Source organism: Aminobacter ciceronei (genome assembly GCF_014138625.1).
GTDB lineage: Bacteria > Pseudomonadota > Alphaproteobacteria > Rhizobiales > Rhizobiaceae > Aminobacter > Aminobacter ciceronei.
This window is the reverse complement of the sequence record NZ_JACJHY010000030.1, coordinates 1-23,719: the sequence shown is the minus strand read 5'-3', so window position 1 is coordinate 23,719 and position 23,719 is coordinate 1. Positions and strand designations below refer to the sequence as shown.

Here is a 23,719-nt window from a genome sequence, read left to right as displayed (position 1 = left end):
CCGCGACCCATGCGCAGGCCCCGCATGATGCGGCGTCAGCAAAGGAAAGAAGCCAATGACCACAGACACCAGGTGTTGCGGGTCACCGCGAGCACCCGGAGCACGGCGCGACCACCGCCTCAGGGAGAGGGTGGACGCGTTGGGCTTCGGGCTTGTTCCATTGACCCAAGGTAAGCCCCGGCGTATCGTCGCGCCGAGGGACATTCTAAGGACTGCAAGGGAGGAAAGTGCCGGGTATCAGCGCTTTGCACTTGCTTGCGCGCCAGCACCTTCTTCCACCCAACTCGGGAGAGGTGCCATGCCGTGCTTTCGTGGTGGTTCCGGCGCGCTCGCGCGACCTGCCGAACCGTCCAGCCTCCGCCTGAGGGCACTGGCGCTCAATGCCGGCATGGCCGCCCTGGCGCTTGCCGCCGGCCTGTGGCTGGCGCCACCCGCACAGGCCCAGGAAACGCAGATCATCAATCCCGGATCGATGGCGGTGACCGGCTTTTCCGGCACCGTGATCCCTGGGTTCGAGGAAGGGCTGCCACCCGGCGTCGATCCGGTCGACGAAACCTTCATCGACACCGAGCGCGCGACCTTGCGCGTTTTCGACGTCACGGCACTTGGCGGACCACCCTCCGGCCAACTCGTCAACACGCCGCAGCCCTTCGAGGTCCTGGCCAGCCAGATCGGCCAGGTCTTCGCCCTGACCTTTGACGATGGCGTCCGCAACGGTACCCCGTCAGGCGTACCCGACCTCTACGCGGGCGCGACCTCGCTGCACGGCATTCGCATCGTCACGCCCGACGCCGACGCCGACGGTCGGCCCGAGCGCGAGCGTCGCGGCAAGGCCGGCGCCACTTTCATGGCCGGCCAGTTCGGCGAGGAGAATGGCGGCGGACCCGGCACCATCTGGCGCATCGACGGCATTTCGGGTGCCGTCAGCAAATTCGCCGACATCGACACAAACAGCGGTCCCGGCATTGGCGACGTCACCTTCGACAAGGTTCATCGCCAGTTCTTCGCCTCCGATCTCGACACCGGCCTGATCCACCGCATCGACGCAACGGGCGCCGCGGTCGACACCTTCGACCACGGTGTTGAGGGGCGTCCGGTGCGCGGACTGGCGCCGACGGCCGACGACGGCGCGGTGATGGATATCGAAGGTGCCGCCTTCGACAGCGAGGACGCAGGCACCTGGGGCTACACCCAGGACGAACGTCGGGTCTGGGGCACAGCCTTTTATGGCGGCCGCGTCTACTACGCGGTCGGTGACAAGGCCGAGATCTGGTCGGTCGGTATCGCCCGCGACGGCAAATTCGCCGGCGATCCGCGCTGGGAGCTGACGGTTACGGCCGACAAGGACCTTCCGGTCACCGACATCGCCTTCGACAACAAGGGCTTCATGTATCTGGCCCAGCGCGGCGAGATCGAAAACCGCTACGACTACAGCCAGTTCGCCGACACCGGCGATGGCGAGGTCATCCGCTACTGGCGCGAAAGCCCCGACGATCCGGCGACCGAAAGCATCTGGGTGCCGGTGCCGCAGGAATATGCCGTCGGTTTCCCCGAGGGCAATCGCCAGTCGGCCGGCGGCATCGACCTGCAATATGGCTATGACGCGCAGGGCTTCCTCAACCCCAACGCCTGCACCGACACCATCGTCAAGACGGGCGACAAGCTGAGGGACAATCCGGCCCTGGCCGAGCAGCTCGCCGCGGGCGGCCCGTTCGCCGTCCATGGCGTGCAGATCACCTCGACCTCGCTTGTGAAGCCGGCCAACGTTCCGCCCTTCGGATCGTGGTTCGTCGACTTCGACAGCTTCTATGAAGACCCCGAGGTCGAAGGCCATGTCGGCGACGTCGAGATCTGGCGTCCTTGCGAAGGCCGCGCCGGCTATTACGAGCAGCTGCCCTATCCGGGCGATTACCCGACGCCGCTGTGGCCGCCGGATTTCCCGCCGCCGGGCAACATCCCGCCTTGCCTCGACGTCGAGGCGGTCGAGTATTTCTGCACCCCGGCCGGGCTCGAGGCCGATCTCTATGTCCGTGACGTTGCAGGCATCGGCGGCGATTCCGTCAAGGCCGATTCCAGGACGCCGGGCGTTGGCGTCACACCGCTTCAGCAGACCAAGGCTCCGGGCGCGCCGTTCACCATCGGGGTGACGGGGCACTTCCCCGGCGACACGGTCAATGTCGGCCTGTGCTTCTACAAGCAGTCCGACGCCGACAAGGGTGGCTATTACCCTTGCTGCAAGGTGGTGGTGCCGCTGGCAACGCCCGCCGCAAGCTGCGAACCGTGAGGGAGGGAGAGATGACACTTCACACCTCCGCCCCGCTCGCCACGCAGAGCAACCCAACCGTCATGGAGACGATCATGAAACCCCTGTCCTTTGCCAGGCGCGGCGCGCGCTGGCTGGTGGCAGCAGGGATCGCGCTCGCCGCCATGCCCTTGTCGCCGGCAGCAGCCCAACCGCTGCCCGAGGTCGTGCCTGAATTGAGGCTCGACCATGCCGTACCGCATCCCGGCCACGACGACGTCGTGCCGTTCTTCACCAAGAAGGGCGTCCAGCGCAATTGCGACTATGTCATCTACAACCTGCGTTTCGGCGCCCGCGGCAATCCGGAGAAATTCTTTGATCCGGCCTTCGCCAACGGCCTCAAGGCGTTGCGGATGGACTTCCGCGACCAGGTCGCCGCAGGGTTGACGATCGTCGACGTCCAGGCATCAGGTGACGGCACCGATGCCGTCGGCGGTCCATTGCCGGCAGCGACCATCGGCACCACGACCAACCCCAACGATACGGCCACGATTTCCGACTTCCGCCTGTCGGCGACCGATCTCGACGGCGTCGGTGCACCCAACGAGCGCTACATCGACATCCGCATCACGGCTCTGATCGACCACGCCGCCTTCCCGGCGCCCGCGGTCGTCGACAATCAGGGCTTCGTCAAGCTTTCGGCAGGCCCCGGCTCGATAGAAATCCCCTCGCACGATCCGTCCAAGCCCGACGACGGCGACTTCCGTACCGGCGAAAAGACCTCTATCCGCATCGACGTCACCGACTGCGAGCCGCCTCCGCCCCCGCCTCCTGGCGGTGACGGGCCGTGCTTCAAAGTCGAACGCGGCGATGTCGATTGCGTGCCCGGCGGCGGCGCCTACATCTACAACATGCCTGTCGGACCCGAGATGGCCGGCCGCTGGGTGCAGCTTCGCACCACCACGCCCGGCATCACCATCGATCCGCCGCTGCAGCTCGTTCCGCCTGGTGGCGGCGTGCTGCACTGGAAGATCGAAGGTGCCGGCCCAGGTGATGTCGTGCATCTGATCGTCACCGGCATCGAGACCTATGCCGGTCCGGAAGAAGGTGTCGGCCTGTGCTGCACCCAGACCGTCGATATCGTCATTCCGCCCGACCTCAGGTGCCCGCCCGAAAAGCAGCCCGACATCAAGGTCGAGAAGCGTGCCGACGTTGCCCGCTGCACCTATCTTGGCGGCTGCAACTTCACCATCCGCGTTACCAATGTCGGCGACGGCCCTTACAACGGCAAGATCGTGCTCGACGAAGTGACCTTGCCAGGCAATGCGACGATAGATTCCGGGCCCAATCCGCCCTGGACCTGTCTGCCGGCAACCAGCCCGATGAGCTGCGAGCATCCCGCGACCACACTCGATCCCGGCGAGTTTGTCGAACTCAAGATCGGCTTCAAGCCCGGACCAGGCTGGGAGGCACGCTTCATCCGCAACTGCGCCGAGTACGACTACACGGCGAGCGGCAAGCCCGAGGCGTTTGGCCGTACCGACAACGACAAGGCCTGCGCCACCATTCCGATCTGCAAGCGCGGCGATCCCGATTGCCGTCCGCCTGTCGAGAAGAAGGTCGACCTGCGCATCACCAAGGACCCACGTTCGGTGTCCTGCAGCGCCGCCGGTGTCTGCAGCTTCCTGATCCGTGTCTACAACAACGGCACCCAAAACTATGTCGGCCCGCTGACCGTGATCGACGACTATCCCACGGGAGCGCCGGCGTCCTCGACCTTCGGACCAACCCCGCCCTGGGCCTGCGGTCCAGCCGGCCCCGGTCAGTTCCGCTGCGATCATCCCGGCGTGGCGCTGGTGCCGGGCGCGTCTGTGCCGCTCTCCGTGGTTGCCATCGTGCCGGCGGACTACCAGTCCGACACGATCCGCAACTGCGGTGAAGTGCAGGCGATCCCTGATGAAACGGTGCTGGCCAACAACAAGGCCTGTGCCGAGATGCGCATCCCGCATCCGGGGCGCCCGAAGCTGAGCGTCCAGAAGACCGGCGATCGGCTGTGCCGGACCGGCCAGCCCTGCACGTTCGAGATCACCATCACCAACAGCGGCACCGGTCCCTTCAATGGCTCGGTCCGCATCGGCGATGCGATCGGCGTGGACGGGCTCGGCCGGCTGGACGGCGTTGCTATCAGCTCGATCGAACCGCCCTTCGGCTGCTCGCCGGAACCGACGACGCTGCCGCTGTCCTGTGTCGCCAACGTCAGCCTCGGCGCCGGCGAAAGCCGTTTCCACAGGGTGACGGTGGTAATCCCGGACGATGGTCGCCTTGCCAACTTCCCGCGGCCGGCGCCGGCCCAGAACTGCGTTGCCGTGCTTCCGCCCGACACGCCGGTTCGCGGGCTCGATATGGCCGGTGGCACGGCAGTTCCGGGCGGCCTTGGCGGCAGCCCCTATGCCTGCCACCGCTTCCTGATCCACCATGAAGAAAAGCAGCAGTGCTCGGAAGGCTTCGTGCTCAACCAGGCAGGCCGCTGCGTTTGCCCGGAGGGGACGAACTTCCGCAATGGCCAGTGCGTGCCCGATGGCGGCACGGTGACGCCGGTTCCGCCGGTCAAACCGCAATGCCGCCTGTTGCCGGGCCAGATCCGCACCGAAGACGGACGCTGCATCTGCCCGCGCGGCACGGAACTGTCGAATGGCAAATGCGTGCGGCCGGAGCAGCCGCCGGAACGGCAGTGCAAGCTGCTGCCCGGCCAGATCCGGACACAGGACGGAAGCTGCATCTGCCCGCGTGGCACCGAGCTCAAGAACGGCCGCTGCGTCAAGGATGTGCCTCCGGTGCGCCAGTGCACGCTGCTTCCGGGCCAGATCCGGACGCAGGACGGACGTTGCATCTGCCCGCGCGGCACCGAGCTGAAGAACGGCCGCTGCGTCAGGGATGTGCCGCCGGTACGTCAGTGCACGCTGCTGCCTGGCCAGATCCGGACCAAGGACGGGCGCTGCATCTGCCCGCGCGGTACCGAGCTGATCAGGGGCGCGTGCCGCAAGGCACCGACGGCGCAGTGCCCCGATGGCACGTCGCTGGTGCGTGGCCGCTGCGTGCCTGATCGTCGGGACACCGTCTGCCGCCGCGGCGAGGTGCTGGTCAACGGCCAGTGCATGACAATCGAGCGTGAATGCCCGCGCGGCACGGTCGGCCAGTATCCGAACTGCCGCCCGCGCCAACGTCCGACGCTCGAGATCATGCCGATCAACCCGGATGTGTTGCGCGGCCTGATCCCGCAGAGGCAGCAGCAGCCTCAACGGCCCAGCAACAACAAGATCATTCCGCAGTGATCGGAGCGAACGCATGGACCCCCGCCGGCCTTGGCCGGCGGGGGTCTGCTTTTCAGGCCTGAGGGGCACCATTCTTTGAGTGGCGGCCTGCTTGGCTTCTTTTCCGCAACTACGGTCGGAAAACCGCCGCACATCTCCCCGGAATTGCTCTTGGCTGCGATGTGGCGGGATTCTCGGCTCGACAAGGGCGGCCGCTGCCATTAGGCAGTCCGGAAAACCGGCTCTGCCCCTTTCGAAAGGCCTGAACGTGAGCAACAAGACCCTGATCGCGCCGTCGGTGCTGTCGTCCGATTTCTCCAAGCTCGGCGATGAGGTCGAGGCGATCGTCGCCGCCGGCGCCGACTGGATCCATCTCGACGTCATGGACGGACATTTCGTCCCCAACATCACCTTCGGCCCGCCTGTTATCAAGGCGATCCGCAACCGCACCGACAAGGTGTTCGACTGCCATCTGATGATCCAGCCCGCCGACCCGTATCTCGCGGCCTTTGCCGATGCCGGCTGCGACATCATCACGGTTCACGCCGAGGCCGGCCCGCATCTCGACCGCTCGCTGCAGACCATCCGCAATCTCGGCAAGAAGGCCGGCGTCTCGCTCAACCCGTCGACGCCGGAATCGGTGATCGAATACGTGCTCGACCGCCTCGACCTGGTGTTGCTGATGACGGTCAACCCGGGTTTCGGCGGCCAGGCCTTCATCCCGGCGGTGATCGATAAGGTCAAGCGCGTCAAGGCGATGATCGGCAACCGTCCGATCGACATCGAAATCGACGGCGGCGTCACGCCCGAAACCGCACCGCTGGTCACCGCCGCAGGCGCCAATGTGCTCGTCGCCGGCAATGCCGTGTTCAAGGGCGGACCCTCGGCCTATGCGGCAAACATCGAGGCGATCCGGGCTGCTGCCGACAAGGCTGTGATCTGAGACTTGGGGGGAAAGGCTCCCTCTCTCCGTCACGGCTTCGAAGCCGTGACGGAGAGAGGGAGCTTCCCGGCCCGCTGGCTAAGCCTCAAACACCTTCTTGCCGTCGATCCACGTTCCCGACACGTCGAGCTCGTCGGTCAGCTGCACGGCGTTCGCCGCATAGCCCTTGGCGAGTCGTCCGAGGCGATGCTCCTGCTTGACCGCTTCGGCCGGGTAGAGCGAGGCCATGCGGATGGCTTCGTCGAGGGAATAGCCCATCTTCTCGTGCATGAAGCGCACCGCCGAAATCATGTCGAGATCGGCACCCGCAAGCGTGCCGTTTTCCAGCGTCAGGCGGCCGTTTTCGCGCTTGATCGTCCGGCCGTTAAGCTGGAACGACGTGAGGTCGGTGCCGATGGTCGCCATGGCGTCGCTGACGAGGAAGATGCGGGCAGGGCCGTTCTTGGCCTTGAGCGCAATGTGCATTGCCGCCGGGTCGACATGGATGCCGTCGGCGATCAGGCCGGCCGAAAGCGTCGGAATGTTGACGGCAGCGCCGACGAGCCCGGGCTCGCGGTTGCCGATCTGGCTCATGGCGTTGAACAGATGTGTCGCCATCGAAGCGCCCGCCTCGGCATAGTCCTTGGCGGTGCGGTAGCTGGTGTCGGTGTGGCCGAGGCTGATGACGATGCCGGCATCCGACAGCAGCTTGACCTGCTCGGCCTTGACCGATTCAGGCGCAATCGTCGTCAAAAGCACCGGCATCGACGGCCGCGCGGCAATCAGCGCTGCCTCGTCTTCGGCATCCATCGGGCGGATCAGTTGCGGGTCGTGCGCGCCCTTGCGGGCGAGCGACAGATGTGGACCTTCGAGGTGCAGGCCGAGGAAGCCCGGCACTTTCCGCTTCGCGGCTTCCACGCCGGCGGCGATCGTCGAGCGGGTGATCTCGCGCGTGTCGGTGATCAGCGTCGGCAGCACCGCCGTCGTGCCGAAGGCCATCTGCGCTTTGCAGACGATTTCGAGCGTGTCGACGTCGGGCTTGTCATTGAGCATCAGCCCGCCGCCGCCATTGACCTGCAGATCGATGAAGCCGGGGACGAGCATTGCGCCCGCCTCCGTGACCTGCACGCCCGCGGGAATGTCGCGGCGCGCGACGATGCCCTCGATGACGCCGTCCGCGATCAGCAGCGCGGTGTCCTGGTGCCAGGCGTCACCGTCGAAGATGCGCCCGGCTGCAATGGCAAGACGGTCGCTCATATCGTTTCGGTCACTTTGCGCAGGTTGGGCGGAGTGTCGGGATTGAGGCCGCGATGGCGGGCGAAGGCCTCGACGAAACCGTAGAACGAGGCGATCAGCATCAGCGGATCGGTGAGCGGATGGCCGGTGGCGACATGCTCCAGCACCTTGGCCTTCTTGGCCAGAGACGAAGTGATGTGGATCGCTGCACCACGCTCGGCGAGGCCGTCGGCGGCGTCCGCTATCGACGGCTCGGAGGCGTCGCGGGCAGCCAGCGCCAGCACCGGGAAACCGGGGTGCACCAGCGCCAGAGGGCCGTGCATCACTTCCGCCGCGCTGTAGGACTCGGCGTGCATGGCGCAGGTTTCCTTGAACTTCAGCGCCGCCTCGTTGGCGATGGCAAAGGACGGACCGCGGCCGAGGATGAACAGCGAATTGCCTTCGGTCAGCTCGCCGGCAATGCCCATCCAGTCGCAGTCGACAGCCTTGGCGAAGTGCTCCGGCAGCGCGTTCAGCGCGGCGAGCAGCTTGTCGTCGCCGGTCCAGTGGGCGAGCACGGCAAGGCCCGCAACAGCCGAGTTGACGAAGGTCTTGGTGGCAGCGACGCTCTTCTCGACACCGGCGCGAATGTCGATGGCGTGCTCGGACGCTTCGGCCAGCGGTGAGCCGGCGGTGTTGGTCAGCGCGATCGTCAGCGCGCCGCCTGATCGGGCACCCTCGGCCATGGCGACGATATCGGGGCTCTTGCCCGACTGCGAAATGGCGAGACAGGCCGAGTCGGCGAGCTTCAGCCTGGCGCCATAGATCGACGAGATCGACGGGCCGATGGATGCCACCGGCAGGCCGGCATTGAGCTCGATCGCATATTTGAGGAAGGAGGCGGCGTGGTCGGAGGAGCCACGGGCGACCGTCGTGACGAAACGGGGATTGGCGCGCTTCAGGTGCAGGCCGGTCTCCGCCAGTTCCTTGGCCGAGCCTTCCAGCAGGCGGGCGGTCGCTTCTGGGATTTCGGCGATTTCGCGCCGCATATGGGTAGTCGCGTTCAAGTAGCTTCTCCTTCTTGCCCATCCGGGCCGGGCAATCTCAGTTCCGCGACGAAGTCATAGGCGTCGCCGCGATAGATCGACTTGGTGAACTCGATCACCTTGCCGCTGGCAAGGTACGAAATGCGCTCGATCTGCAGGCAGGCCGAGCCAATGGGCACGGCCAGGAGCTGTGCCTCGGCTTCGCCGAGATTGACGGCGGAGATGCGCTGCACGGCCCGGACCGGGCGATGACCGGTCTTACCAAGAGCCATATAGAGCGAAGATGTCACTTCGTGAGGGTCTGGCAGCACCGAAGCCGAAATTGTTGCGCGCTCGATGGCGAGCGGCGTCTCGTCGGCGATGCGCAGGCGGCTGAGTCTGGACACCAGCTCGCTGGCCGAGAGCCCAAGCACCATCATCTCGTCCGGTGAGGCGGTGTAGATGCCGCGGTCGAGCCATTGCGACCGCGCGGCCATGCCGCGCCGTGCCATGTCTTCGGTGAACGAGGTCAGGCGCGACAGCGACTGTTCGACGCGCTCCATGCGTGGGGCAACGAATGTGCCCGAGCCGTGGCGCTGCACCAGCACGCCCGACTTCACAAGGTCCTGCACCGCCTTGCGCACGGTGACGCGCGAAATGTCGGCCTGGGCCGCAATATCGCGCTCCGAGGGCAGGGCGTCGCCGGGACCGATCAGGCCGCGCTTGACCGCTTCCTCGATGTTCTTCTTGAGCTGGAGGTACAGTGGCGCGCCAGACTGGCTGACGTCGCGCAGGGCGGCGAAAATGCGTTCGGCACCGTCATCCATGGTGACCTCCCGCTTTGCGGAATTTCTTCACCGCCATCTGCACGGCGCCGCCGAGCGCGTCCTGCAGCGGCGGATGCATGATGGTGCGATAGCGCTTGGAAAGCAGCGGTGCATAGAGGCCGGCGAGCCCGCCGAGAAGGCAGAGTCGTTCGCTGGGCGCGAGATCGAAAACGGCGAGCGTTTCCTCGACGTCGGCAACGGCGCGCTCGACAAGCCTCTGTCCGACAGCGTCGCCTTTTGCTGCATGCTCGAAAACCATCGGCGCAAACTGGCCGTAGTCTCCGGGCTTCGCATTGGTGGTGAACTCGACAATGTCGCTGGGGTTGTCGTTGAAGCGCTCCAGCATGATGTCGGTCAGTGCCGAGCCGGCATGGATCCTGTCGTAGACCAGCAGGCTTTCCTGCAGCAGGTCGCGGCCGATGCGCGCGCCACTGCCGAGATCACCGATCTGAAAGCCCCAGCCGCCGAGGGGGTGGAACTGGCCGAGCCTGCGACCGAGGTAGACGGTGCCGGTGCCGAGTGCCGCGATCGCGCCGTCATGGTCGCCGAGCGCGCCTTCCAACGAAATCAGCGAGTCATTCTCTACGGAGCTGTTTCGAAACGGCAGCATGGCTTCAAGCCGCTGCTTGTAGTCGCCGACATTGGCGCCTGCGAGGCCGAGCACCGCGTCGGCATTGGCGATCAATGCCGGGTCCTGGCCGGCATCCACGAATGCCTGGCGGGCTGCCTCGACGATATTGTTGCACGCACCGGCAAGGTCGGTGCGGATATTGGCCGGCCCGCCACGCCCGCGGCCGATGATATCGCCGCTTGCATTGGCCAGAGCGGCCCGGCAGCCAGTGCCGCCACCATCTATCCCGAGCACAAGATCCACGGTGTTTTCTCCTCGAGGCTGATAATACCAATAAAATACCAATAGCCAAGTGCTAAATTCCGGATGGCGGAGACTGATGGCCATTCAATTGAATTTTAGGGGATTTTTGAATTGCCTTGCGCTGCAGTAAAGGAATTTGTTAACGGCGCTGGACAAGTGGTATTTTTTTGGTATTGTCGATGAAAGGGAGAGACAGAATGGCGCCAAGGCGTACAGAAGCGGTGCACAAGGATGCCGGGGGCATTGATGCCCAGGCACCCGATTCCGTTCTTCGCCTGCTTGCCGATGCGCAGATCGAAGCTGCGCGCGCCGTTCACGCCGCCATCCCCGCAATTGCCCAAGCCGCTGAAAAGATTGCTGCCTGCCTGGCGCGCGGCGGTCGTCTCGTCTACGCGGCGGCCGGAAGCTCTGGCCTGATGGCGCTGGCCGATGCGCTCGAACTGCCCGGCACCTTCGGCATCCCGCGCGAGCGTGTCTTCATTCTTCTGGCTGGCGGCCGCGAGGCGCTGGTCAATCTCGCCGGCGGTCCCGAGGACGATGTTGCCCTGGCCGCCAGCGACGTTGCCGGGACCGGCCTGGAAGCGGGCGACTGCCTTGTCGCTGTCTCGGCCAGCGGCTCGACGCCTTATGCAATGAGCGCGCTCGAAGAGGCGCGGCGCCGCGGTGCCGCGACCATCGCCTTCGCCAACAATGCAGGCGCGCCGATGTTTGACCGCGCCGATGTTTCCGTGCTGCTGGCGACGCCGCCGGAAGTCGTTGCCGGCTCGACCCGCATGGGCGCCGGCACGGCGCAGAAGATTGCGCTCAACATGATGTCGACGCTGGCCGCGATTCATCTCGGTCATGTCCATGACGGCTACATGGTCAATTTGCACGCCGACAACATCAAGCTGCACGAGCGTGCGGCGCGTATCGTTTCGGCCATTTCAGGCTGCGATACGGCGACTGCCCAGGCCCTGCTCGCAAAGAGCGGCGGTTCGGTCAAGCTCGCCATCCTTTTGGCTTCCGGCGCGTCCAGCCCGGAAGCGGCGAACCAACTTCTTGAAGGGGCGGACCAACGGCTCAGGTCCGCACTTTCGAAACTCGAGGGGAGCAGTGGCTCTCATCAGTAGAGGCCCGAGAGAAAGTACAAAACAGGGAGAACTGAAATGTCTAACAGGTTGCTTACTGGACTTCTGATGGCGTCCAGCATTCTCGGCTCCGCCGGGATCGCTCTCGCCCAGGACAAGACGCTGACGATCGAAAGCTGGCGTAACGACGACCTCGCCATCTGGCAGGAAAAGCTGATCCCGGCCTTCGAGAAGGCCAATCCGGGTATCAAGGTCACCTTCTCGCCGTCGGCTCCGACCGAGTACAACGCCGCCCTCAACGCCAAGCTCGACGCAGGCTCGGCTGGTGACCTGATCACCTGCCGTCCGTTCGACGCTTCGCTCGAGCTGTTCAAGAAGGGTCACCTCGCCGACCTGACCTCGCTGAAGGGCATGGAGAACTTCTCCGACGTCGCCAAGTCCGCCTGGCAGACCGACGATGGCAAGGCCAGCTTCTGCGTGCCGATGGCGTCCGTCATCCACGGCTTCATCTACAACAAGGACGCCTTCGAGAAGCTCGGCATTGCCGTGCCGGCGACCGAGGACGAGTTCTTCGCAGCGCTCGACAAGATCAAGGCCGACGGCACCTACATCCCGATGGCGATGGGCACCAAGGACCTCTGGGAAGCCGCGACCATGGGCTATCAGAACATCGGCCCGAACTATTGGAAGGGTGAGGAAGGCCGCCTGGCGCTGATCAAGGGCGATCAGAAGCTGACCGACGCCGACTGGGTTGCGCCTTATGCGACGCTGGCCAAGTGGAAGCCTTACCTCGGCGACGGTTTCGAAGCCCAGACCTATCCGGACAGCCAGAACCTGTTCACCCTCGGTCGCGCCGCCATCTATCCGGCCGGTTCGTGGGAGATCGCGACCTTCAACACCCAGGCTCAGTTCAAGATGGGCGCCTTCCCGCCGCCGGTCCGCAAGGCTGGTGACACCTGCTACATCTCGGACCACAACGACATCGGCATTGGCCTCAACCCCAAGAGCGCGAATGCCGAAGCCGCCAAGACCTTCCTGACCTGGGTGGCTTCGCCAGAATTCGCGTCCATCTATGCCAACGCGCTGCCGGGCTTCTTCAGCCTGAACTCGGCCGCCGTGAAGATGGAAGATCCGCTGGCCCAGGAATTCGTCTCCTGGCGCGAGAAGTGCAAGCCGACGATCCGCTCGACCTACCAGGTCCTGTCGCGCGGCACGCCGAACCTCGAGAACGAAACCTGGGTCAAGTCGGCCAACGTCATCAACGGCACCGAGACCCCGGAAGCTGCTTCTGCCGAACTGCAGAAGGGCCTCGACAGCTGGTACAAGCCGGCTAAGTAAGATGCGGCGGGCTTGATGCTCGCTTGGGAGGGCGCCGCTTTGGTGGCGCTCTCCATTCCCTCGGCGATTTCGAACCTCGCGGAATCGGCAAGAGGGGTTGAATGCTCGCGCACAAAGATGCGCTACTGCTTCCCAGGCCATTGGCGGGAAGCCCGCAGAGGTCCATCCTCGCTATGATGAACAACGGCCTCCCAAACGGCCGGACCCAGGGATTTTGACATGTCGCAGCAAAGCCTAGAGCATAGCCAAGACAGAAGACCAACGCGTTGGCACATCGCCGTGTTCCTGGCGCCTGCGCTGCTGGTCTACACCGCGGTGATGATCCTGCCGCTGTTCGGTACCTTGCAGCTGTCGTTGTTCCGCAATGTCGACAATGCCCAGGTCTTTGCCGGCTTCGACAATTTCCGCACCCTGTTCGGCGATCCGCGCTGGTCGGCTTCGTTCTGGAACGCACTCGGCAACAACACCTGGTTCTTCATCATCCATATGCTGGTGCAGAACCCGATCGGCGTGGTCCTTGCGGCCCTGCTGTCGAGCCCCAAGCTGCGCTTCTCGGCCTTCTACCGCACGGCGATCTTCATCCCGACGCTGCTGTCCTTCGTCATCGTCGGTTTCGCCTGGAAACTGATCCTGAGCCCGCTCTGGGGCGTCGCGCCCAATCTGCTCGACCTCGTCGGCCTGAAGAGCCTGTTCGTGCCCTGGCTCGGCAAGGAAGAATACGCGCTGACCGCGCTCAGCCTGATCTCGGTCTGGCAGTTCGTCGGCATCCCGATGATGCTGATCTACGCCGCCATGCTGTCGATACCCGACGAGGTCATCGAGGCCGCCGAATGTGACGGCGTCACCGGTTTCTCGCAGTTCTGGAAGATCCAGCTGCCGCTGATCCTGCCCTCCATCGGCATCATCTCGATCCTCACCTTCGTCGGCAACTTCAACGCGTTCGACCTGATCTACTCGGCGCAGGGCGCGCTTGCCGGTCCAAACTACGCCACCGACATCCTGGGTACGTTCCTCTACCGTACCTTCTTCGGCTTCCAGCTGCAGATCGGCGACAAGAACATGGGCGCCACCATCGCCTCGATGATGTTCTTCATCATCCTCGCCGGCGTCTGCCTGTACCTGTTCCTTATCCAGACGCGGCTGCGCCGCTACCAGTTCTGAGGGCGTCATGAGCAAGGCTGCCTCCTCCCTGCCACGCACCATCGGCGCCCATGCGGTGCTGCTGACCTACACCGCGATCGCGCTGTTTCCGGTGACCGTCATCGTCGTCAACTCGTTCAAGTCGCGCAACGCCATCTTCCGGTCGCCGCTGTCGCTGCCGACATCAGAGACCTTCGACCTGATCGGCTACACCACCGTGATGGCGCAGGGCGACTTCTTCCTCTATTTCCAGAACAGCCTGATCGTCACGGTTGCCTCGCTGTTCTTCGTGCTGCTGTTCGGCGCCATGGCGGCGTTTGCGCTGTCGGAGTACCGCTTCAAGGGCAACACCATGATGGGCCTCTATCTGGCCCTCGGCATCATGATCCCGATCCGCCTCGGCACGGTCGCGATCCTGCAGCTGATGGTGGCGTCGGGCCTGGTCAACACGCTGACCGCGCTGATCCTGGTCTACACCGCCCAAGGCCTGCCGCTCGCCGTCTTCATCCTGTCCGAATTCATGAAGCAGGTGTCGGACGATCTGAAGAACGCCGGCCGCATCGACGGTCTCAGCGAATACCGCATCTTCTTCCGCCTCGTCCTGCCGCTGGTCCGTCCGGCAATGGCGACGGTTGCGGTCTTCACCATGATCCCGATCTGGAACGACCTGTGGTTCCCGCTGATCCTGGCGCCGTCCGAGGCGACCAAGACGGTCACCCTTGGCGCCCAGGTGTTCATTGGCCAGTTCGTCACCAACTGGAACGCCGTGCTGGCGGCACTCTCGCTGGCGATCCTGCCGGTGCTGATCCTCTACTTCTTCTTCTCGCGGCAGCTGATCCGCGGCATCACTTCCGGAGCCGTCAAGTGACAACTGAAAAGCCCCTTCGCGTCGTCGTTGCCGGCCTCGGCAACATGGGCCGCAGCCACGCGCTGGCCTATCACAACAACCCCGGCTTCGAGATCGCAGCCCTGGTCAATCGCTCCGACGTGCCGCTGCCCGAGGGCATGGAGGGTTACGGCATCCAGCGCTCCTTCGAAGGCGCGTTGCGTGAACTCAGACCAGACGTCGCCTCGATCAACACCTATTCCGACAGCCATGCCGATTATGCCGTCATGGCAATGGAGATGGGCTGCCACGTCTTCCTGGAGAAGCCGCTGGCAACAACGGTCGCCGACGCCGAGCGGGTCGTCGCCTGCGCCAAGGCCAATGGTCGCAAGCTGGTGATCGGCTACATCCTGCGCCACCACCCGTCGTGGATGCGCCTGATCGGCGAAGCCCGTGCGCTTGGCGGTCCCTACGTGTTCCGCATGAACCTCAACCAGCAGTCCTCGGCCCATAAGTGGGATACCCACAAGCAGCTGATGAAGACGACCTCGCCGATCGTCGACTGCGGCGTGCACTATCTCGATGTCATGTGCCAGATCACCGATGCCAACCCGGTCGAGGTGCGTGGCATGGGCCTGCGCATGACCGACGAGATCGCGCCCGACATGTACAATTACGGTCACCTGCAAGTGCTGTTCGCCGACGGTTCGGTCGGCTGGTACGAGGCCGGCTGGGGCCCGATGATGTCGGAGACGGCGTTCTTCGTGAAGGATGTGATCTCGCCCAAGGGCAGCGTCTCGATCGTCGTCAACGAGGCGGCCACCAAGTCGGACGACGTCGATTCCCACACCAAGACAAGCATGATCCGCGTCCACCGCGCCGAGCTCGGCGCAGACGGCAGCTTCGTCCATGCCGACGAGGACCTGTCGATGAAGGACGAGCCGGGCCATCAGGGCCTGTGTGATCGCGAGCAGGCCTTCGTGCTGAAGGCCATCCGCGAGGACATCGACCTTACCCGCCACATGGACGATGCCGTCAAATCACTGCGCGTGTGCCTCGCCGCGGACGAAAGCGTCCGCACCGGCCGCCCGGTCAAGCTTTAACAGGAAGGAAGACCTGTGGGTTCTCTCAAGATCGAAAACGTCAAGAAGTCCTTTGGCCCTGTCGACGTGCTGAAGGGCATCGACCTCGACGTCAAGGACGGTGAGTTCGTTGTCTTCGTCGGCCCGTCGGGCTGCGGAAAGTCGACGCTGCTGCGCATCATCGCCGGCCTCGAGGACGCGACCTCGGGCAATGTGCTGATCGACGACGCCAGGGTCACCAACGCCCCGCCGTCGAAGCGCGGCATCGCCATGGTGTTCCAGACCTACGCGCTCTACCCACATCTTACCGTGCGCGACAACATGGCGCTCGGCCTCAAGCAGGCCGGCACGCCGACGGCCGAGATCGACAAGCGCATTGCCGCTTCTTCGGCCATGCTGTCGCTGGAGCCCTACCTCAAGCGTCGTCCGGCCGAACTCTCGGGTGGCCAGCGCCAGCGCGTCGCCATCGGCCGCGCCCTGGTGCGCGAGCCCAAGCTGTTCCTCTTCGATGAGCCGCTGTCGAACCTCGACGCCGCCCTACGCGTCAACACGCGCCTCGAGATCGCCCAGTTGCACAACCGCCTCAAGGCGACGATGGTCTACGTCACTCACGACCAGGTCGAGGCGATGACGCTGGCTGATCGCATCGTCGTGCTCAACGCTGGCCGCATCGAGCAGGTCGGTGCGCCGATGGAGCTCTACAACAAGCCGGCCAACCTGTTCGTTGCCGGTTTCATCGGCTCGCCAAAAATGAACTTCATCGAAGGTGCTCGCCTCGGCGAAACCGTCAAGACGGTCGGCGTCCGCCCCGAGCACATTTCGGTCAGTCAGACCGAGGGCGCATGGAAAGGAACGGTGGTCCATGCCGAGCATCTCGGCGCCGACACCAACGTCTTCCTCGAAACCGAAAAGGCCGGCCTCATCACCATTCGCCTGTTCGGCGAGTACCAGACCGGCCCCGGCGCCACGCTTTATGCCACGCCCGAGCCAGCCCGCACCTATCGCTTCGGCGAAGACGGCAAGGTTCTGGGCTGACGATTTGATGCGGCGGGGAGGGCGGCTACCCCCTCTCCGTCACGGCTTCGCCGTGCCACCCTCCCCCACTCCGTGGGGGAGAGGAAACGCCAATCTCGAAGGGCGCAATCTGCCAGAACTCGGTTCCTCGCCCCCTCAACGGAGAGGCGGTTACCGCCGCCTCAGATGGGCAGTCGCTTCGGCATCCACCCCATCATTCCCAATCACCACTCCGAACATGTCAGCCGCCTGCTCGCGCGTATAGTAGCCGAGCCCGATATCACGCAGCACCAGGTCGGGATCGCGCTCCAGCGGATCGCCATAACCGCCGCCGCCCGGCGTGCCGACCGACACGCGGTCGCCTGATTTCAGCGGAATGTCCTGCTCCTTGGACAGATGCGGCGGCACATGCGCCGCACCGTCGCGAAACACGGTCACCGAATTGACCATGCCATCGCGCCCGCCGAGCGCGCCCTGCGGGCCGGTGCGGCCGTGATCCATGACGAAGGAGGCGCGCGCCGCGCCACGCAGCAGCTCGATCTCGTAGGCGAGGCCGAACCCGCCGCGCTGTTTGCCGGCGCCGCCAGATCCCTCGCGCAAGGCATAGTGTCGGTAGAGCACGGGATAGGCCTGTTCCATGATCTCGACCGGCGGCGATTTCGAGATGCCGATGGTCGAACAGCCGTTGGACAGCCCGTCATGACTTGAATTGCCGCCATAACCGCCGCCCGAGATCTGGTACATGACATAGTCGCGGCCGCGCGCCGGATCATTGCCGCCGAGCGCGAAATTGCCGCTCGAACCGGCGGGTGCCGCCGTCACCTTGTCGGGAGCCGCCTGCACCATGGCGGCGAAGACGGCCTCGGCGATGCGCTGCGACACTTCCGCCGCGCAGCCCGAGACGGGGCGAGGGTAGCGCGCATCCAAGAACGTGCCCTCCGGCCGCTTGACGATCAACGGCTCGAAGGCGCCCGCGCTGATCGGCACATCGGGAAAGATGTGCCGCATGGCGAGATAGACCGAGGACAATGTCGTCGCCAGCACGCTGTTCATCGGCCCGGCGCAAGGTGCAGACGAGCCGGCGAAGTCGAAGGTCAGCGTGTCGCCGGCCTTGGCGATCGACAGCGCGATGGTCAGCGGCGCATCGACCACGCCGTCGGAATCGACGAAGGCCTTTGACCGGTAGATGCCGTCGGGCAGGGCAGCGATATGCGCCCGCATCTGTTCCGCCGCGCGTCGGCGCAGTTCGGCGATCGCCGCCGTGACGGTGTCATCACCGTAACGATCGAGAATCTGGAACAGCCTCTCCTGCCCCACATGGAGCGCCGCCGCCTGGGCGCGGATGTCGCCGATGCGCTGGTCGGCCACCCGGATGTTCGAGCAGATGATGGCGTAGATCTCGGGGTCCATCACCCCTTTCTTGAACAGCTTGACCGGCGGCAGGCGCAGGCCCTCCTGTTCCACTGCCGTCGCGGAGGCGGAAAAGCCGCCTGGCACGGCACCGCCGATATCCGGCCAGTGACCGGTGTTGGACAGCCAGCAGAAGACTTTTCCCGCACGCCACACCGGCATGGCGAAACGCACGTCCATCAGATGCGTGCCGCCGAGATAGGGGTCGTTGACAACATAGATGTCGCCTGGCTCGGGCCGCAGCACACATCCGTCCGCTATCATCTCGATGATGGTCTTGGTCGAGTGCTGCATGACGCCGACGAATACCGGCAGCCCTTGCGACCCTTGCGCGATCAGCGCGCCGTCGATCGCCGAATAGATGCCATCCGAGCGGTCGTTGGCCTCGGCGATAACGGGCGAAAACGCCGCGCGCGAAAACGTCAGGTCCATCTCGTCGCAGGTCTGCTGCAGCGCTGCCTGGATGACGGAAAGAGTGATGGCGTCGAGGGTCATGACGTGGGCTCGCTTGGCGCCAAGCAGGTCGACCCCCACTCCGCCTCGCTGCGCTCGGCACCTCTCCCCCGTTCGACGGGGGAGAGGAAAAGAGCTTCGACGGGGGAAAGGAACGGAGTCGCTGAGGAGATGACGAGCGCCCCGATCGCCGCCGGTCTTTCCTCTCCCTCGGGCAGGGCGAGAGGTGCCGAGCGCAGCGAGGCGGAGTGGGGGTGCTTGCGCGAAATCATCTCCCCACCTCAATGATGATGTTCCCATCCCGGTCCGAGCAGGCCCGGTCGCCTGGTTCCAGCACTGTGGTCGCGTCCATCTGCTCGAGGATGGCCGGTCCCAAGATCTCGGCGTCGAGCGGCAGTTTCTCCCTGAGATAGACAGGTGTGTCGTGCCAGCTGCCGTCGAACCACACCGGCCTGATCTCGCGCAGCGCTTCCGCCAGCGTCGCCGCCCGTCCGGCCGGGTCGATCAGGCGACTGAGGTCGACCTCGGGTCGGGCGCCCGTCACCGATGTGTTGAGGTTGACGAGATTGGCGCGGATCCCCGGCAGTTCGACCTTGAAACGGGCGAAATAGGCCTTCTCGAACAGCGCTTGCAACGTCGCGCGGTCGACATCCGCCGAGGGCAGCGGCACGTTGACGATGTGCGTCTGCCCGACGAACTGCATGTCGGCGGAGTGGCTGACGCGAATGCTGTTCGGCCGCACCGCCTCCTGGGCGATCAGCACCTCGCCTGCCGTGCGATGCCCGGCGAGAATGTCCCGCGCCCGCTTCTCGTCGAGCAGCGCGACGGGCTGGTTGACCGTGTTGACGAAGTCGTGGCGCAAATCGGCGACGACGCAGCCGAGCGCATTGGTGATGCCGGGCCGCGCCGGTACCAGCACCCGCGGCAGGCCGAGTTCGCGGGCAAGCGCCGTTGCATGAAGCGGGCCGGCGCCACCGAAGGCAAACAGCGTGAAGTCGCGCGGGTCGTGGCCGCGCGACACCGACACCATGCGGATGGCGCCTGCCATCTTGATGTTGCCGAGCCGGAGCACCGCCCCTGCCGCCGAAATACCATCAAGCCCGGTCGCCTTGCCGATCCTGTCGTCGAAGATCTGGCGCACGGCCTCGGCCGTCACCGGCGCGTCGACTGCGAGCAGCCTTTTCGGGTCGAGCCGCCCGAGCACCAGATTGGCATCGGTGATCGTCGGCTCGGTGCCGCCGCGACCATAGCAGATAGGGCCGGGATTGGCGCCGGCGCTCTCCGGCCCGACCTGGATCAGCCCGGAGGCGTCGACACGCGCGATCGAGCCGCCGCCGGCACCGACTGTGTGCACCGCCACCATCGGCACATGGATCGGCATCGCATATTCGATCTCGATCTCGTTGGAGACCGCGGGCTCGGTATTGAGGATCAGTGCGACGTCGGTCGAGGTGCCGCCCATGTCATAGGTGACGAGATGCCCGAAGCCGGCACGCCGTCCGGTATGGGCTGCGGCGATGACGCCGGAGGCAGGCCCCGACATGACGGTCTTTGCCGCCTCGCGGGTGACGAAGTGCGCCGAGATCATGCCGCCATTGCCGTTCATGATCAGGAAGTCGCGGCCGTAGCCGCGCGTGGCCAGCTCGTCGCGCAGCCGCCCGACATAACGTTCGAGGATCGGCTGCACGGCGGCGTTGACCGAGGCGGTGACCCCGCGTTCGAACTCGCGTGCTTCCGACAGCAGCGAGTGCCCGGTCGTGATGTGGCCATTTGGCCAGGTCTCCGCCGCGATCTCCGCGGCGCGTCGCTCATGCGCAGGGTTGGCGTAGGCATGCAGGAAATGGATGACCAGCGCCTCGCAACCGGCGGCGACCAGCTGCTTGACTGCCTGCCGCACCTCGTTCTCGTCGAGCGGCTCGCGCACCCGCCCCGAGGCTTCGACGCGTTCGGTAACCTCGAACCGGAGATTGCGCGGGATGACAGGCACGAACACGCCGGTCATGCCATAGGGCTGCGGCCGGGTCCGCCTGCCGAGTTCGATCACGTCGCGAAAGCCGCGCGTCGTGATCATGCCGGTTTTGGCCAGCCTGCGCTCGAGGACTGCGTTGGTGGTGGTGGTCGTGCCATGCACGATGAGGTCGATGTCGGCGACGGGAAAGCCTGTTGCGGTGAGCGCTGCGATCACACCATGGGCCTGGTTCTCGACCGTTGTCGGCGTCTTTGCGATGCGGACCGCCCCGCCATCCCTGCCGTCGATCAGCAGCAGGTCGGTGAAGGTCCCCCCGACGTCGATGCCTGCCACGACATTTCCCGCCTCTGCGGGAATATTCTCGTCCATGGACTAATCCCGAAAAGCCCGGACTACGTTCCTGTGCCAGTTTAGAAAGGCGTTTTATGCCACAATCTTGACGCTGATATCATTTGTATACTAATTAATAACCCGAACAAGGTCCCATTATTTGCCTGTATTTCCGCTGCGCGCCGGGTCTGGAAACGTCGCCGCGCCGGGCGAGAGGTTTGATCGATGAACACCGCAGCAGCGCTGAAGACGGCCGAAGCCAAGCCGCTTCAGTTCCCAATCCCTGCCAATGTCTACGCCGAAACGGTGGTTTCGGTGAAACATTACACGGATCGCCTCTTTTCCTTCCGCATCACCCGGCCGCAGTCGCTGCGCTTCCGTTCGGGCGAGTTCGTCATGATCGGCCTGCCCAACGCCGAAAAGCCTGTTTACCGTGCCTATTCGGTGGCAAGTCCGTCCTGGGACGACGAAGTTGAGTTCTTCTCGATCAAGGTGCCGGATGGTCCTCTGACCTCCGAATTGCAGAAGATCGTTCCCGGCGACACGGTCCTGATGCGCCAGAAGTCGACCGGCACGCTGGTGCTCGACGCGCTGACCCCGGGCAAGCGCCTTTTCATGATCTCGACCGGCACCGGCATCGCGCCCTTCGCCAGCCTGCTGCGCGATCCTGATACCTATGAGCGCTACGAGCACGTCTTCCTTACCCACACCTGCCGCGACGTGGCCGAGTTGACCTATGGCCAGGAACTGGTCGCCAATCTCGAAAGCGACCCGCTGATCGGCGAGCTGACCCATGGCCGCGTCACGCTCTACAATTCGACGACGCGTGAGGAATCCGAGCGCATGGGCCGCATCACCGCGCTCATTTCGTCGGGCAAGTTCTACAGCGACCTCGGCATCGACAAGCTCGATCCCGAAACCGACCGCATCATGATCTGCGGCTCGATGCACATGCTGAAGGACGTCAAGGAACTGGCTGAGAGCCTCGGCTTCGTCGAGGGCTCGCTGAATGAGCCGGGCAGCTTCGTCGTCGAGCGCGCCTTCGTCGGCTGACGCTTCCCTCAGTGCCGGATCGCCTGGCGGTCCGGCGTTTTGACCATCCGGTCAAAATAACGCTTCGCCGTTTCGATTTTTCGTCTAACTTCCGCCCCGGGGACTCGTGGAGCATAGCTACACGGGCTATTCTTGTTTTGCCGCGACGAAAGCATGGCTTTCCGTCGACGGCTCTTGAGATGTCGCGCCGACGACAAGGCGTCCGGAGGAAAGGCAGTCACATGAGCGGCGAGCTGCGCGAAGCCGAGAACCCGTCGTCCGCTATTGTGACCCCCTTGCCGGCGCGGCTGGCTGCGAATGTGGCCGACGGGCACGCCATTGCGCGCAATCCCGGCATGGTGCTGGATCTGGGTGTTCTGGAATCGATGCGCAGCGTCAACCGCTCGGCGCTGGAGCGGCGGGTCGGCACGCTGACCAAGCGTCGCTCGATCAAGGCCGACAACCAGGCGGCTTGGCTGCTGCGTTCGATTTCGCTGATGGATCTGACGACGCTCAACTCCAACGACACTGACGAGCGTGTGCGCCGGCTCTGCGCCAAGGCGCTGAACCCGCTGCGCCGCGACCTGACCGAGGCGCTGGGACTGGGTGAGGTGCTGCTCCGGCCGGCGGCGGTCTGCGTCTATCATCCGTTCGTGGCCACCGCCGTGGAAGTGGTGAAGGGGTCGGGTATCCATGTCGCTGCGGTGTCGACGGCCTTTCCGCATGGCCTGGCACCCCTGTCGACACGCCTTGCCGAGATCGAGGCGTCGGTATCGGACGGCGCCGACGAGATCGATGTCGTCATTCCGCGCGGACTGGTATTCGGTGCGAAGTGGCAGGAGCTCTATGACGAGATCAGGCAGATGCGTGCTGCCTGCGGCGAGGCGCATCTGAAGGTCATCCTGGGCACCGGCGATCTGGCGACTTTGCGCAATGTCACGCTGGCCTCGATGGTGGCGATGATGGCGGGTGCCGACTTCATCAAGACCTCGACCGGCAAGGAAAGCGTCAATGCGACGCTGCCCGTCGGCCTCGCCATGGTCAGGGCCATCCGCGCCTATCACGAGCAGACCGGCTACTTCATCGGCTTCAAGCCGGCCGGCGGCATCTCGACGGCAAAAGTCTCGCTCGACTGGCTGGTGCTGATGAAGGAAGAACTTGGCCGGCCCTGGCTCGAACCGGAGCTGTTCCGCTTCGGCGCCTCGAGCCTTTTGACCGACATCGAGCGCCAGCTCGAACACCACATCAGCGGCCGCTACTCGGCCAACCACCGCCACGCCATGGCGTGAGACGATGGGCGCGAAAGCAATCGCCGTGGAGCTTCTTCGCACCCCCCTCTGGCCTGCCGGCCATCTCCGCCGCAAGGGGGGAGATTGGCAGCTTCGCCGCTCACACCTTTCCTCCAACCTCGATGATTGGCGGCGACGTCAGCGCAGGCTGATCTCCCCCCTTGCGGGGGAGATGGCCGCCCCTTTGACAAATATGGGGCCAGAGGGGGGTGCGAAGGATCGCCGACCTCGCAACGAATTGCTGGGAACATTCCAATGAACATTCTCGAACGATACCACGCCATGGATTATGCCCCAGCCCCCGAGGCCCGCTCAGAAGCCGATGCCTGGCTTGGGGCCCGCGATTTCTC

17 protein-coding genes are annotated in these 23,719 nt (G+C 64.8%); 11 read left to right on the top strand and 6 right to left on the bottom strand.

Going from position 1 to position 23,719, the window contains the following annotated elements; all coding sequences use genetic code 11:
- Positions 1-298: 298 nt before the first annotated feature.
- The 3 genes from HNQ95_RS25425 (at position 299) to rpe (ending at position 6,496) form a co-directional block, all read left to right on the top strand.
- Positions 299-2,284: an NHL repeat-containing protein gene (locus HNQ95_RS25425; protein WP_371818602.1), complete on the top strand. Its 1,986-nt coding sequence runs from the start codon at positions 299-301 to the stop codon at positions 2,282-2,284.
- A gap of 11 nt (positions 2,285-2,295) precedes the next feature.
- Positions 2,296-5,574 carry an EB domain-containing protein gene (locus HNQ95_RS25420; RefSeq protein WP_067955271.1) on the top strand — a complete coding sequence of 1,093 codons (3,279 nt, stop codon included), beginning with the start codon at positions 2,296-2,298 and terminating at the stop codon, positions 5,572-5,574.
- A gap of 247 nt (positions 5,575-5,821) precedes the next feature.
- A complete protein-coding gene (rpe, locus tag HNQ95_RS25415; RefSeq protein ID WP_067955269.1) occupies positions 5,822-6,496 on the top strand; it encodes a ribulose-phosphate 3-epimerase in 675 nt (224 codons plus the stop codon).
- Between the two features lie 78 nt (positions 6,497-6,574).
- On the opposite strand, the gene nagA is transcribed toward rpe, so the two are convergent.
- The 4 genes from nagA to HNQ95_RS25395 are packed head-to-tail and all read right to left on the bottom strand — an operon-like array spanning position 6,575 to position 10,416.
- Complete coding sequence (gene nagA / locus HNQ95_RS25410) at positions 6,575-7,732, bottom strand: N-acetylglucosamine-6-phosphate deacetylase (RefSeq protein WP_067955267.1); 1,158 nt, start codon at positions 7,730-7,732, stop codon at positions 6,575-6,577.
- Entirely contained in the window at positions 7,729-8,739 is a 1,011-nt protein-coding gene (locus HNQ95_RS25405) for an SIS domain-containing protein (protein ID WP_067955265.1), read from the bottom strand. Before HNQ95_RS25405 ends, nagA begins: the two co-directional genes overlap by 4 nt.
- A 14-nt stretch (positions 8,740-8,753) precedes the next feature.
- Positions 8,754-9,542, bottom strand: coding sequence for a GntR family transcriptional regulator (locus HNQ95_RS25400; RefSeq protein ID WP_067955263.1), 789 nt, complete (start codon positions 9,540-9,542; stop codon positions 8,754-8,756).
- Positions 9,535-10,416 carry a glucosamine kinase nucleotide-binding domain-containing protein gene (locus HNQ95_RS25395; protein ID WP_067955260.1) on the bottom strand — a complete coding sequence of 294 codons (882 nt, stop codon included), beginning with the start codon at positions 10,414-10,416 and terminating at the stop codon, positions 9,535-9,537. The genes HNQ95_RS25400 and HNQ95_RS25395 overlap by 8 nt, the downstream gene beginning before the upstream one ends.
- Before the next feature lie 197 nt (positions 10,417-10,613).
- Between HNQ95_RS25395 and HNQ95_RS25390 the strand changes: the two genes are divergently transcribed.
- The 6 genes from HNQ95_RS25390 (at position 10,614) to HNQ95_RS25365 (ending at position 16,907) form a co-directional block, all read left to right on the top strand.
- Complete coding sequence (locus HNQ95_RS25390; RefSeq protein WP_067955259.1) at positions 10,614-11,528, top strand: N-acetylmuramic acid 6-phosphate etherase; 915 nt, start codon at positions 10,614-10,616, stop codon at positions 11,526-11,528.
- Between the two features lie 36 nt (positions 11,529-11,564).
- The gene (locus HNQ95_RS25385; RefSeq protein WP_067955257.1) at positions 11,565-12,824 is read left to right on the top strand and encodes an ABC transporter substrate-binding protein; all 1,260 of its coding nucleotides are present in this window, start codon (positions 11,565-11,567) and stop codon (positions 12,822-12,824) included.
- Between the two features lie 219 nt (positions 12,825-13,043).
- Positions 13,044-13,985, top strand: coding sequence for a carbohydrate ABC transporter permease (locus HNQ95_RS25380; protein WP_067955255.1), 942 nt, complete (start codon positions 13,044-13,046; stop codon positions 13,983-13,985).
- Positions 13,986-13,992: 7 nt separating this feature from the next.
- Positions 13,993-14,832: a carbohydrate ABC transporter permease gene (locus HNQ95_RS25375; protein ID WP_182575588.1), complete on the top strand. Its 840-nt coding sequence runs from the start codon at positions 13,993-13,995 to the stop codon at positions 14,830-14,832.
- Complete coding sequence (locus HNQ95_RS25370; RefSeq protein ID WP_067955252.1) at positions 14,829-15,893, top strand: Gfo/Idh/MocA family protein; 1,065 nt, start codon at positions 14,829-14,831, stop codon at positions 15,891-15,893. Before HNQ95_RS25375 ends, HNQ95_RS25370 begins: the two co-directional genes overlap by 4 nt.
- 15 nt (positions 15,894-15,908) lie before the next feature.
- Entirely contained in the window at positions 15,909-16,907 is a 999-nt protein-coding gene (locus HNQ95_RS25365) for an ABC transporter ATP-binding protein (RefSeq protein ID WP_067955250.1), read from the top strand.
- Positions 16,908-17,057: 150 nt separating this feature from the next.
- Here the strand turns inward: HNQ95_RS25365 and HNQ95_RS25360 are convergent, their stop codons facing one another.
- Entirely contained in the window at positions 17,058-18,791 is a 1,734-nt protein-coding gene (locus HNQ95_RS25360; RefSeq protein WP_154385897.1) for a hydantoinase B/oxoprolinase family protein, read from the bottom strand.
- A gap of 226 nt (positions 18,792-19,017) precedes the next feature.
- The gene (locus tag HNQ95_RS25355; RefSeq protein ID WP_182575589.1) at positions 19,018-21,087 is read right to left on the bottom strand and encodes a hydantoinase/oxoprolinase family protein; all 2,070 of its coding nucleotides are present in this window, start codon (positions 21,085-21,087) and stop codon (positions 19,018-19,020) included.
- Positions 21,088-21,273: 186 nt separating this feature from the next.
- On the opposite strand from HNQ95_RS25355, the gene HNQ95_RS25350 reads away from it, so the two are divergent.
- Both HNQ95_RS25350 and deoC read left to right on the top strand, forming a co-directional pair.
- A complete protein-coding gene (locus HNQ95_RS25350) occupies positions 21,274-22,101 on the top strand; it encodes a ferredoxin--NADP reductase (RefSeq protein WP_067955244.1) in 828 nt (275 codons plus the stop codon).
- Positions 22,102-22,322: 221 nt separating this feature from the next.
- Positions 22,323-23,369 carry a deoxyribose-phosphate aldolase gene (gene deoC, locus HNQ95_RS25345; RefSeq protein ID WP_154385899.1) on the top strand — a complete coding sequence of 349 codons (1,047 nt, stop codon included), beginning with the start codon at positions 22,323-22,325 and terminating at the stop codon, positions 23,367-23,369.
- Positions 23,370-23,719: the final 350 nt, after the last annotated feature.

Bases quoted from the DNA above. Each gene is read 5' to 3' on its own strand.
- HNQ95_RS25425 (WP_371818602.1), top strand. From the start codon at position 299: ATGCCGTGCTTTCGTGGTGGTTCCGGCGCGCTCGCGCGACCTGCCGAA.
- HNQ95_RS25420 (WP_067955271.1), top strand. From the start codon at position 2,296: ATGACACTTCACACCTCCGCCCCGCTCGCCACGCAGAGCAACCCAACC.
- nagA (WP_067955267.1), bottom strand. From the start codon at position 7,732: ATGAGCGACCGTCTTGCCATTGCAGCCGGGCGCATCTTCGACGGTGAC.
- HNQ95_RS25405 (WP_067955265.1), bottom strand. From the start codon at position 8,739: ATGCGGCGCGAAATCGCCGAAATCCCAGAAGCGACCGCCCGCCTGCTG.
- HNQ95_RS25400 (WP_067955263.1), bottom strand. From the start codon at position 9,542: ATGGATGACGGTGCCGAACGCATTTTCGCCGCCCTGCGCGACGTCAGC.
- HNQ95_RS25390 (WP_067955259.1), top strand. From the start codon at position 10,614: ATGGCGCCAAGGCGTACAGAAGCGGTGCACAAGGATGCCGGGGGCATT.
- HNQ95_RS25385 (WP_067955257.1), top strand. From the start codon at position 11,565: ATGTCTAACAGGTTGCTTACTGGACTTCTGATGGCGTCCAGCATTCTC.
- HNQ95_RS25380 (WP_067955255.1), top strand. From the start codon at position 13,044: ATGTCGCAGCAAAGCCTAGAGCATAGCCAAGACAGAAGACCAACGCGT.
- HNQ95_RS25375 (WP_182575588.1), top strand. From the start codon at position 13,993: ATGAGCAAGGCTGCCTCCTCCCTGCCACGCACCATCGGCGCCCATGCG.
- HNQ95_RS25360 (WP_154385897.1), bottom strand. From the start codon at position 18,791: ATGACCCTCGACGCCATCACTCTTTCCGTCATCCAGGCAGCGCTGCAG.
- HNQ95_RS25355 (WP_182575589.1), bottom strand. From the start codon at position 21,087: ATGGACGAGAATATTCCCGCAGAGGCGGGAAATGTCGTGGCAGGCATC.
- HNQ95_RS25350 (WP_067955244.1), top strand. From the start codon at position 21,274: ATGAACACCGCAGCAGCGCTGAAGACGGCCGAAGCCAAGCCGCTTCAG.
- deoC (WP_154385899.1), top strand. From the start codon at position 22,323: ATGAGCGGCGAGCTGCGCGAAGCCGAGAACCCGTCGTCCGCTATTGTG.